The 11708-nt window shown below is 49.3% G+C and carries 6 protein-coding genes, 1 tRNA gene, 1 rRNA gene and 1 riboswitch; of the genes, 5 read left to right on the forward strand and 3 right to left on the reverse strand.

Translation table 11 applies throughout. The features are described 5' to 3' along the window. Positions 1 to 88 precede the first annotated feature (88 nt). The 3 genes from MD588_RS16520 (at position 89) to metA (ending at position 1480) form a co-directional block, all read left to right on the forward strand. Positions 89 to 164, forward strand: a tRNA-Thr gene (locus tag MD588_RS16520). 8 nt (positions 165 to 172) lie between these two features. Beyond that, positions 173 to 288: ribosomal RNA gene (gene rrf, locus MD588_RS16525) — 5S ribosomal RNA — on the forward strand. Between the two features lie 250 nt (positions 289 to 538). Further along, positions 539 to 1480 (forward strand): homoserine O-acetyltransferase MetA, encoded by a 942-nt coding sequence (gene metA, locus MD588_RS16530; RefSeq protein ID WP_265698596.1) that lies wholly within the window; start codon positions 539 to 541, stop codon positions 1478 to 1480. Positions 1481 to 1544: 64 nt separating this feature from the next. Here the strand turns inward: metA and MD588_RS16535 are convergent, their stop codons facing one another. Next, positions 1545 to 2825, reverse strand: a complete 1281-nt coding sequence (locus MD588_RS16535; RefSeq protein ID WP_265698597.1) for a cation:proton antiporter — start codon at positions 2823 to 2825, stop codon at positions 1545 to 1547. Between the two features lie 159 nt (positions 2826 to 2984). On the opposite strand from MD588_RS16535, the gene metH reads away from it, so the two are divergent. Then, positions 2985 to 6692, forward strand: a complete 3708-nt coding sequence (gene metH, locus MD588_RS16540; RefSeq protein WP_407676588.1) for a methionine synthase — start codon at positions 2985 to 2987, stop codon at positions 6690 to 6692. An 80-nt stretch (positions 6693 to 6772) separates the two neighbouring features. On the opposite strand, the gene lysC is transcribed toward metH, so the two are convergent. Further along, positions 6773 to 8149 carry a lysine-sensitive aspartokinase 3 gene (gene lysC / locus MD588_RS16545; RefSeq protein WP_265698599.1) on the reverse strand — a complete coding sequence of 459 codons (1377 nt, stop codon included), beginning with the start codon at positions 8147 to 8149 and terminating at the stop codon, positions 6773 to 6775. 115 nt (positions 8150 to 8264) lie between these two features. Beyond that, a riboswitch (Lysine riboswitch) is annotated at positions 8265 to 8444 on the reverse strand. Positions 8445 to 8737: 293 nt separating this feature from the next. Here lysC and MD588_RS16550 point away from each other — a divergent pair. Next, complete coding sequence (locus MD588_RS16550; protein WP_265698600.1) at positions 8738 to 9856, forward strand: pyridoxal-phosphate-dependent aminotransferase family protein; 1119 nt, start codon at positions 8738 to 8740, stop codon at positions 9854 to 9856. A gap of 47 nt (positions 9857 to 9903) precedes the next feature. Here the strand turns inward: MD588_RS16550 and MD588_RS16555 are convergent, their stop codons facing one another. Then, positions 9904 to 11679, reverse strand: a complete 1776-nt coding sequence (locus tag MD588_RS16555) for a PglL family O-oligosaccharyltransferase (protein WP_265698601.1) — start codon at positions 11677 to 11679, stop codon at positions 9904 to 9906. Positions 11680 to 11708: the final 29 nt, after the last annotated feature.

Below are 11708 nucleotides of genomic sequence, written 5' to 3' on the forward strand. Positions count from 1 at the left end.
CTTAGGCTTTCATCTTTTTAAGAAAAAGATGAAAGCAAAAATAAACAAAGCAGTATTAGTAAGACTTTGTTTATACGCAGAATTGCGTGCTGGTATAGCTCAGTTGGTAGAGCGCACCCTTGGTAAGGGTGAGGTCCCCAGTTCAAATCTGGGTACTAGCACCACTAATTTGTTCAGCGACAATAGCACAATGGTCCCACCTGATCCCATGCCGAACTCAGAAGTGAAACGTTGTAGCGCCGATGGTAGTGTGGGGTCTCCCCATGTGAGAGTAGGTCATTGCTGAACACCCTTTCAAAACCCAGCCTTCAGCTGGGTTTTTTCGTTTCTGCCTTATCAAATTATTATCATTAGTTTTTCTCACTATCCTTATTTTATCTGCAATTCTTTTTACACTCTTTCACTTGCGCCTTAGGCTAAATTTATATAGTTTTATTTAGAAATCCGGACGTCTAAACATCTTAATGCCAAAGACAGAGTCATCCTATTGGTAGAGATAATGATTCCGTTTGGTATAACGTTTAAGGAGTAAACCAAGATGCCGATTAAGATTCCTGATCGATTACCGGCTACTGATGTCTTACGCAGCGAAAATATCTTTGTGATGTCAGAAGCGCGTGCGGCGAGCCAGGAAATTCGTCCACTAAAAGTGCTGTTATTGAATTTGATGCCAAAAAAAATTGAGACGGAAACTCAATTTTTGCGACTGCTCTCGAACAGCCCACTGCAGGTTGATGTTGAACTATTACGTATCGACAACCGCCCTACGAAGAATACTCCAACAGAGCATTTAGATACGTTTTACCGTCAGTTTGAGATGGTGAAGGATCGTAACTTTGATGGCTTGATAGTGACAGGAGCGCCACTGGGTTTAGTACAGTTTGAGGATGTATTGTACTGGGAGGAGATCCAGACAATCATGAATTGGGCTAAGGAGCATGTCACCTCAACAATGTTTGTGTGCTGGGCTGCCCAGGCCGGATTGAAGCTGCTGTATGACTTGCCAAAGCGTACCCGGAAAGAAAAACTCTCAGGTATCTACTTTCATCAGACACATGACTGTCACCATCCGATGCTGCGTGGTTTTGATGATTCATTTCTTGCCCCACATTCTCGCTATGCTGATTTTTCACCTGAGTATCTGGCTGAACATACCGATCTTGATATTTTGGCCACATCGGAACAGGCTGGGGTCTATCTGGCGGCCACAAAAGATAAGCGGAATGTTTTTGTGACAGGCCATCCGGAGTATGACGTGAATACACTGCACAATGAGTATTTGCGTGATGTCGGAGAAGGAATGGAGCCGAGCTTGCCGGTTAACTACTATCCGGATGATGATCCCAATAACTCACCGGTCGCCAGTTGGCGTAGCCATGGGCATTTACTGTTTTCTAACTGGCTGAACTATTGTGTCTACCAGCAGACACCTTATGATTTGGAACACTTTTCGGAAGCTAACTTTACCAAAGATGATTAATTCTGAGGTAAGCATACATAAAAAAAGACCTGCGATGGCAGGTCTTTTTTAATTTTAAGCTGGATTATTTATTTTCTGCTTCCCACACTTTGGCTTTGTGGATAAGGGGAGTAATGGTCGAGCCTTGAATCAGAATCGAGAACACAACGACGGCATAGGTCATTACCAATACTATTTCCCGGACATCAATGCTCTTTTCTGGTATCACAATGATCCCCGCAGGAATTGCCATAGCCATCGCCAGAGCTAGTCCGCCTCGCAGGCCGCCCCAGGTCAGGATTTTCACTGACAGTGGGTTATAGTCCCTGTAACGTTCAAACCCTAGGTATGAAAGCTTGATACTTAAATAGCGGCTGAGTAGTACCAGTGGTACCGCGATAGCCATCAGTACCCAGTCTTCTTGATGGAAGCTAAATTGCAGCATGCTCATACCGATCAAAAGGAAGAGCACGCCATTGAGGAACTCATCCACAAGCTCCCAGAAGTGGTCGAGATGGTCCTCACTTTCTTTGGAAAAACCGATGTAGCGGGTCCAGTTACCTATCATAATACCGGATACCACCATAGCGAGTGGGCCTGATACATGGATAACATCGGCGAAAACGTAGCCAGCTGTTGGAATACCCAAGGTGAGCAGCAGCTCCATTGAGTGATCGTCGGTTGAGCTAATTAGGTAATGGAATAGCAGGCCGAGGATGAAACCATAGACAATTCCCCCGATAGCTTCCTGCAGGAATAGCTGACCTACCCCTAAAACGGTTGGAGCTTCGCCACCGAAGGCGATGGTGAATAAGGTGACAAAAATAACCAGTCCGAAACCATCATTGAATAGTGATTCGCCTTCAATCTGGGTCGAGATACGTCGAGGTGCATCCAGTTTTTTGACGATAGCAAGAACAGCAATTGGATCCGTCGGTGAAATTAACGAGCCAAAAATCAGGCAGTAAATGAGATCAAACTGGATACCGAGGAACTGGCAAATGCCCCACAATGCAAAACCAATGAAGAAGGTTGAAAAAAGGGTAGCGGCGAGAGCCAGTACGGTGATTTCCCATTTTTGATCTTCGAGGTTGGGAAGCTTTATCCCTAGCCCCCCGGCGAACAGTAGAAAGCCTAAAATCCCTTTTAGCAGAAAACTCTCGAAGTTTATCTCGCCAAGTTGCTCGGCAGCGATATCTTCAAGATGGAACCAACCATTTTGACCTGCGATAACGATACCCAGCGATAATACCAATGCTCCTGCAGTGATGGCGATAGTTGTCTGCATCTTTCCTATTTTGCTGTTTACAAAAGCAATAATCATTGCTGCGGCAGCAAGGAAGCAGAGGGTGCTATAGACCGACATGCGTCAACCTCAATGTGGTTAAAAGTAAAGAGTGAAATTGTGACAAAATATAAATCCATCGCGTGGCGATAGCTATAGAAAACTTTCCTAGATCCCGCTTTTGTTTTGTCGCTGAAAACAATCTTTAGACGTCTAGATTTCCATCTGGGCTGTGGTAGGATGTTATTTAGCTGTAAAATTGCAAAAGGAAGTAGTGTGGTGTTGAAGGGCAAGGAATTATTACACAAGCGACTAAAACAGCAGATCCTGATCATTGATGGTGGCATGGGCACCATGATCCAGGGATATAAGCTGGAAGAAGATGATTATCGAGGAGCGCGGTTTGCCGATTGGCACACTGACCTGAAAGGTAACAATGATCTGCTGGTGTTAACACAGCCGGCATTGATCAAGGATATTCATGCTGCCTACCTAGAGGCCGGGGCAGATATTCTGGAAACCAACACCTTTAACGCAACGACGATTGCGATGGCTGACTATGACATGGAAAGCTTGAGCGCCGAAATCAACCTTGAAGCGGCTCGCCTCGCTCGTCAGGCTGCCGATGAATGGACAGCGAAAACACCGGATAAACCGCGCTTTGTCGCCGGCGTTCTCGGCCCGACAAACCGAACATGTTCTATTTCTCCTGATGTTAATGATCCGGGTTTTCGTAATGTTACGTTTGACCAATTGGTCGAAGCATATTCAGAATCGACCCGAGCGCTTATTGAAGGCGGATCGGATTTAATCCTGATAGAGACGATCTTCGATACTTTGAACGCAAAAGCCTGTGCGTTTGCTGTCGAGAGTGTATTTGAGGAGCTGGGCATAGAGTTGCCTGTCATGATCTCCGGTACGATTACCGATGCTTCCGGACGAACCCTTTCCGGTCAGACGACCGAGGCATTCTATAACTCACTCCGTCATGTTCAGCCGATTTCTTTCGGCTTGAACTGTGCTCTGGGGCCTGATGAGTTACGTCAATACGTTGAAGAGTTATCTCGGATCTCTGAATGTGCAGTATCTGCTCATCCAAATGCAGGGTTGCCAAATGCCTTTGGTGAATACGACCTCAGCCCTGAAGATATGGCTGAGCATATTCAAGAATGGGCGCAAAGCGGTTTCCTGAATTTAGTCGGGGGCTGTTGTGGTACCACCCCTGAGCATATTCGCCAAATGGCGGCAGTGACTCGTGATGTGACTCCACGCCAGCTGCCTGATATCCCTGTTGCTTGTCGACTTTCCGGCCTAGAGCCATTAACGATTGAAGCTGAGACGTTATTTATTAATGTGGGTGAGCGCACCAATGTGACCGGCTCGGCTCGCTTCAAACGCCTGATCAAAGAAGAGCTATACGATGAAGCTCTAGAAGTTGCCCGTCAGCAGGTTGAGGCTGGGGCGCAGGTAATAGATATCAACATGGATGAAGGCATGCTGGATGCGGAGGCGGCTATGGTGCGCTTTCTTAACCTGTGTGCCACCGAGCCTGAGATATCTAAAGTGCCGATTATGGTCGATTCTTCCAAGTGGGAGGTACTGGAAGCGGGCCTGAAATGCGTTCAGGGTAAGCCGATAGTCAACTCAATCTCGTTGAAAGAGGGCAAGGAGAAATTTATAGCCCAGGCCAAGTTGATCCGTCGCTACGGTGCCGCAGTGATAGTGATGGCATTTGACGAAGAAGGCCAGGCTGATACCCGCGAGCGGAAAATTGAAATCTGTACCAATGCCTATCGTGTCTTGGTGGATGAAGTTGGTTTTCCGCCTGAAGATATTATCTTCGACCCGAATATCTTTGCAGTCGCAACGGGTATCGAGGAACACAACAATTATGCCGTTGACTTTATCGAGGCGGTTGGAGACATCAAACGTACATTGCCGCATGCCATGGTATCTGGTGGGGTATCTAACGTGTCTTTCTCATTCCGGGGTAATAACCCAGTGCGGGAAGCGATTCATGCCGTGTTCCTGTATCACTGTTTCAAGAACGGAATGGATATGGGGATCGTAAATGCTGGCCAGCTGGCAATTTATGATGACCTACCGGATGAGCTACGGGAAGCTGTCGAAGATGTTGTACTTAACCGTCGTGATGACAGTACCGAACGCTTGCTGGATATTGCTGGCAAGTACCGCGACAGTGGTACGGTAGAAGATGATCGCACCGCACAAGAATGGCGTGGCTGGGAGGTCGAGAAACGCCTTGAGCATGCATTAGTCAAAGGGATCACAGAGTTTATTGTCGAAGATACCGAGGAAGCCCGCCTGAAGGCGAGTAAACCGCTTGAGGTGATTGAAGGGCCGTTGATGGCCGGTATGAACGTCGTTGGCGACTTGTTTGGTGAAGGTAAGATGTTCCTGCCGCAGGTGGTGAAATCTGCGCGGGTCATGAAGCAGGCGGTTGCCTACCTTGAACCGTTTATCAATGCCGAGAAGCAAGCCGGTAGCTCGAATGGCAAGATCCTACTGGCAACGGTAAAAGGTGATGTTCATGATATCGGCAAAAATATAGTCGGCGTGGTGCTGCAGTGCAACAACTACGAAATCATTGATCTTGGCGTGATGGTGCCTTGCGACAAGATCCTCAAAGTCGCGAAAGAGGAAAACGTCGATATTATTGGTTTGAGTGGTTTGATCACACCATCGCTCGACGAAATGGTTCATGTCGCAAAAGAGATGGAGCGACAAGGCCTTGACCTGCCATTATTGATCGGCGGTGCAACGACTTCTAAGGCACATACGGCGGTGAAGATTGAAGAAAATTACCATGCGCCGGTGGTCTATGTTTCGAATGCCTCCCGTGCCGTGGGAGTGTGTTCAGCGTTATTGTCTGATCAGCAGCGTCCGGCCTTTGTTGAGCGTTTGGACAAAGAATATGAAGTCGTGCGGGAGCAGCATGCACGTAAGAAGCCGCGTACCGCGCCGGTTACCCTGGCTGAAGCCCGAGCCAACAAGGTGGATATTGACTGGGATAGCTATCAGCCACCGGTTCCGGCAAAAGGTGGGATACATACGTTCCGGGATTTTCCGGTTTCAACATTGCGTGATTATATCGACTGGACGCCATTTTTTATGACCTGGTCGCTCAGCGGCAAATACCCGACAATTCTGCAGCATGAGGTAGTCGGTGAAGAAGCGCAACGTTTGTTTGACGATGCCAATAAGCTGCTGGATGAGATTGAACAAACAGGGATGATTAAAGCCAATGGCGTATGTGGTCTATTCCCTGCAAACAATATTGGTGATGATATTGAGGTTTACACCGACGAGTCACGGAACGAAGTGTTAACGACCCTAAGAGGCTTGCGTCAGCAGACCAGCAAACCTAAGGGCCCTAACTATTGCCTGTCGGATTATGTGGCGCCGAAAGACAGTAATAAGGCGGACTGGATAGGGGCTTTTGCCGTAACTGGCGGGATCGGTGAATATGATATTGCTGCGCAGTTTAAGGCTAAGGGGGATGATTATAGTGCCATTATGATCCAGGCGGTCGCCGATCGCCTGGCTGAAGCTTTTGCGGAGTGTATGCACGAACTGGTGCGCAAGGAGATCTGGGGCTATGCGGACGATGAAGCTCTCAATAATGACGAGCTTATTCGCGAGAAGTACCAAGGGATTCGCCCGGCTCCCGGCTATCCGGCTTGTCCTGAACATACTGAGAAAGGCGAAATTTGGAAGTTGTTGGATGTCGAAGCAAATACTGGGATGACACTGACAGAGAGCTATGCGATGTGGCCGGGAGCGGCAGTCTCTGGCTGGTATTTCTCTCATCCTGAATCCCGCTACTTTGCGGTGGCACAGATCCAGGCCGATCAGCGTGATAGCTACGCTGAGCGTAAAGGCTGGGATCTGGTCGAGGCCGAGAAATGGCTTGGGCCTAATCTGTAAATCATACTTAGTTAATGCATAGAGAAAGGCGCTCAATGAGCGCCTTTTTAGTACCTAGCCTATCGACGGGAAGTCTGTATTTATTCGAAAATATTCTGATGCAGTTCTTGAATCACCGATCTGGCATCTTGTTCCTTCACTAAGAAACAAAGGTTGTGGGGGCTGGCACCATAGCAGATCATCCGCAGGTTGTAGTCTTCCAGCGTGTTGAAGACTCGCTTTGCCGAACCCTTGGTACTGCTCATCTGGTTACCGATCAAGGCGACGAGGCATAGTCCTTGCTCGACATCGACTCGGCAGAGCTTATCCAACGCCTCGACGGCGGCCTCGGGAAGGGTCGGTGCACCACCGCCAGTGTCAGTTTGATCCAGAGTGAGTGAAACACTGACTTCGGAAGTGGTGATCAGGTCGACGGATATCTTATGCTCGGCCAAGATACGAAAGACTTCTGCCAGGAAGCCGTAGGCATGGAACATATTCAGGCTGGTTAGCGTGACCATAGTTTGGTTGCAGCGCAGGGCCAGTGCTCGGAATAGCGGAGCTTCATTAACGCTTTCTCTTATCCAGGTACCCCCCTGCTCTGGTTCCTTGGATGAGCCGATGAAGACAGGGATCTGCTGGCGAATTGCCGGTACCAGCGTCGATGGGTGAAGGATCTTCGCGCCGAAGTTCGCCATTTCAGATGCTTCGCTAAAACTAATTTCTTTGATCGGCTTGGCCGCCGGAGCAATGCGAGGGTCGGTAGTGTACATGCCCGGAACATCGGTCCAGATTTCCAGTGTTGTAGCATTTACGGCCTCAGCGACTAGTGCAGCACTGTAGTCACTGCCGCCGCGTCCTAAGGTTGTTGTTTCCCCTTGGCTATCCGAGCCAATGAACCCTTGCGAGACGACAACCTGATTCTTTAAGAGAGGCTGTAAGCGGGCTGTGGCAAGTTGGCGAATATCTTCGGGCTGGGGGATAGCTTTGCCGAATTGGCTATCGGTACGCATGATATCGCGAATATCGAAACGGGTGGCATCGACCCCCATTTCTTTGAGAATTTGGGTGAATAGGTGGGTTGATAACAATTCGCCGTGGGACACCAGTTGGTCGGTTAATTTTACGTTGGGCTGCTTGGCGGCTTGTGCAGCCAATGTTGAAACTGAATCTAGCAAGACATTAACTGCTGAGCTAACGGGCTCAGAAGAGCGTAGTTCCTTGATGACGCCATAGTGTATTTCTCCCAAGCGCTGTAGAAGCTGCTGGCGCCGGTCTGGCTCGCTGATGCCATTGGCCAGTTCAACGAGTAAGTTAGTGACGCCAGAGCATGCGCTTATCAATACGACACGGGTATCTGGGCTGTGCTTGATGATGGCAGCACTGCGGCTCATTGCGGTGAAATCAGCAACACTGGTTCCACCAAACTTTGCAACGGTCAGTGGTGGTGTTGCGGTATTATTATCTACAAGGCTCAAAGTAAGTCTCCCAATAACAGTAAAATTATAACGAAGAATAGGGAATTTACTCGGGAGGATAGTCCCGACGTCCAATTGTCAGGAGAGCAGGTAGGCGAGACATATTGTTAGCGCTACAACCAGAAGCTCCCCACCTTCCAGTAACGGAAGGTGACAGCCAGAAGGATTCAACCTTCATGGCCGATACAGCAGTCCCCCTGTCCTGCAGTATCTCGGCGTTACTCCCCCTCGCTAGGTTGCTTTGGGGTGGGGCCCCGCAACATAGATACCTGGGTAACGCTCCTCTTCTGTTTTTTACCTGATGGTTTACAAATCACCAGGGTGAACAAAAAACGATCTTTATTGAAGCGGATTTACTGCTTGCTTGTCAATGGGTATATGAAAAATTATGCAAATAAATTGCAATGAATTTTCCATCCTCTTTACATTACTTGCTTCAAAGAGAAATTCCTTTAATACTGTTCAATTAGATGAATACCAAATGAAGTGGTGCTGCGCGTGAAATACGCGGTTCACTTGATGTTGCTTTCCCGCCCTACAATTAATACTCAGGGAACCTCCGAACTCTTACACCAGGGAGAAACAATAATGACAATCGGTAGCTTTTATCCACCACAGCGCACGCTCATGGGCCCGGGGCCGTCAGATATTTACCCGCAGGTATTGCAGGCATTAAGCCGTCCGACCATTGGTCATCTAGACCCTTTGTTTATCGGTATGATGGATGAGCTGAAGCAATTGCTGCAGTATGCCTTTCAAACTCAGAACACTTTTACGATTGCAGTATCAGCGCCGGGCAGTGCCGGAATGGAGGCCTGTTTTGTCAATCTGGTGGAGCCGGGCGACAAGGTAATTGTATGCCGTAATGGTGTGTTTGGTGATCGGATGCGCGAGAACGTTGAACGTTGTGGCGGCGAAGCCGTGATGGTTGATAACGCATGGGGTGAGCCTGTTGACCCGTTACTTGTTGGACAGGCACTCGAAGCCAATCCTGATGCGAAAATTGTTGCCTTTGTGCATGCTGAAACGTCCACTGGTGCGCTGAGTGATGCCGAGGCGATATCTAAACTGGCACGCCAGCATGACTGCCTGACGATTGTCGATGCCGTAACCTCACTGGGCGGTGTTCCCTTGCTGGTGGATGAATGGCAGCTCGATGCTGTCTATTCTGGCAGCCAGAAGTGCTTGTCATGTGTCCCTGGCTTATCGCCATTAACTTTCTCGCAGCGTGCCGTGGATAAGATCCAGAGCCGACAGACTCCGGTACAGAGCTGGTTCCTAGATCAGAGCTTGGTATTGGGGTATTGGAGTGGGGAAGGCAAGCGAAGCTATCACCATACGGCACCGGTGAATAGCCTGTATGCACTGCATGAGGCGTTGGTTTTGCTCAAGAATGAAGGACTGGAAAATGCCTGGCAACGCCATAAGGATGTTCACCTCGAGTTGCGCGAGGGGCTGGAAAAGTTGGGTATTGAGTTTGTCGTTGATGAAGCCGACCGTCTGCCTCAGCTTAATGCCGTGTATATCCCTGAAGGTGTTGATGACGCCCTCGTACGTAAAACATTGTTGGAGCGTTATAACCTTGAGATAGGGGCCGGCCTAGGCTCGCTTGCAGGTAAGGCTTGGCGGATAGGTTTGATGGGTTATGCCGCCCGAAGTGAGAATGTTGCCCTGTGCCTCAAGGCACTGGAAACCACATTAAAATAACGGCAATAAAAACGGCTACTTCGGTAGCCGTTTTCTTTTGTAATTTCTTATGACTTTGGTTGTCCGTCGATGTTTTTCTCAGAACGGGAAGCGGACTCTTTCAATGCCGGAATGGCTTGCGAAGAGGCAAAGTCTTGGTTGGGAAAGAGAAACTTGGCTTCTTGCCTGATCTGCTCAGCTTGTTTTTGATTGCCGAGATATTGATAGGCGGCAATGAGATTTTGGTATAGGGCTGGGCGAGGCCAACTGACGGCCTTGTTGGTTGCCCATTGAATATATTCACCCACCAGCTCACGATTATTGGTTGTTGCACCGAGCTGGAGCTGGGTCAGGTGTAGATCCCATTCAAAGCGGTTCTTCCATGCCCAGGGGTTATTCACTTTGAGCAGGTAGTCGACATTCACAGGTTGGGTCGTTTCATACTTCGTCAGCAAGTAGCCCGAGTACAAGGCGGTTGCCATATAACTGGTGACGGCGATCGGAAGAAACAGCACGACGGCACGAATCGTCAGAACGTAGTTCACCTGCACCTTGTGATATTTTGCGGTGAGGTTATCGACCCAGTAAATCAGAATAATAAAGATCACCCAGTGGGCCAGTGAATGATAAAACGGGTATTCCAACTGGGTGTGCAAGGTAATTGGGAAAAACAGGCCGACCAGCGCCAATTGGGTTCCCTCTCGCGCTTTGCGGATCTTGAACAATACGACTGCGGCGGCAATCAGCAGTGCTGCCAGTGGCACGATACCGCCTTCAGAGGCCCAGTAGGCCAGCTCGTTATGCGGATGGTCGAGTGCCGCGAGGCCATAAGGCTGCTCCGGGTTCGCCTGATGCCACAATGCCGTCTGGGTGATATACGCAGGCTCAAAGGTGCCATAACCATAGCCTGTCAGCGGTTCTTTCAGGAACATCCGAAAAGCTTGTGGTATATGAATCGAACGGGCACTTTCTAAACTGACCCGTTCTTCTTTCGGTGCCCAGCCGGTAGAGCTATTCAGACTCCAGGAGACACTTAGGCCGAGTGCAATCATCAACAGCCACATCCGCCATTGCGCCTTAGCTGCGAAGCGGCGCAGGTACGGGATCATAAGCCCGACGCCAACAACCGCGCCCAGCCAGCCGGTACGGGAGCTGAGAATCACCAGCATCGGAATGGTAATGACCGGAGTCAGCAAGAGAACCAGTTGCTGCCATGACCACTTGCCGCGGTACATCGGGATCCGCGCCAGCAGGTAAGCCGACAGAACCAGGCCAGTCGCTAAAAAGCTAGCCATGACATTAGGCTGTTGGAAAATACCGTAGGGACGATTTTCTATCGTGTTATAGCCAATGGCATTGCCGGGCTCCAGCCACAGAAACTGATACCAGCCAAATAGGGTTTGGATCCAAACGGCTATCAGGATCATCCATAGCATCCGCTGGCGTTGTTTCTGGCTAAAAGAGAACTGCTGCAGGCCGATAAAAAACAGCAATCCAGCCCAGAGCCCCAATAGCCGGTTGACGACATCCGCACCGACGGCATTGGAGTACAAGGCCGGGATCGTCAGCAAGGTACAGCAGCAAAAGAGAGCGAGGGTCAGGCGTGAATAGCGCCAGGTTTTCTGCCGGCAGATCTCCAGTAGACCAAAAGCAATGGCGAAGCTAAACGGGATCCAGCTGGTGATATTAAATGACAGTTCCAGACCGGCGCCACCAGGGTTGTGCTGGAAGTAATGCATAGCCAGCAAAAACAGCATGCCCAATGAGATAAGAAAGGGCTTTACCATTGGTTTACTGATTTTTTGTTCGGCCAGCTTGGTGCCTTGCAAATGTAACACTGTCATTGTTGTCCCGTGCCTGTTGAGCCACTCGT

The organism is Photobacterium obscurum (assembly GCF_026191635.1).
Classification (GTDB): Bacteria; Pseudomonadota; Gammaproteobacteria; order Enterobacterales; family Vibrionaceae; genus Photobacterium; species Photobacterium obscurum.

Coding starts and splice junctions, on each gene's coding strand:
- metA (WP_265698596.1), top strand. CDS start 539: ATGCCGATTAAGATTCCTGATCGATTACCGGCTACTGATGTCTTACGC.
- MD588_RS16535 (WP_265698597.1), bottom strand. CDS start 2,825: ATGTCGGTCTATAGCACCCTCTGCTTCCTTGCTGCCGCAGCAATGATT.
- metH (WP_407676588.1), top strand. CDS start 2,985: ATGTTATTTAGCTGTAAAATTGCAAAAGGAAGTAGTGTGGTGTTGAAG.
- MD588_RS16550 (WP_265698600.1), top strand. CDS start 8,738: ATGACAATCGGTAGCTTTTATCCACCACAGCGCACGCTCATGGGCCCG.
- MD588_RS16555 (WP_265698601.1), bottom strand. CDS start 11,679: ATGACAGTGTTACATTTGCAAGGCACCAAGCTGGCCGAACAAAAAATC.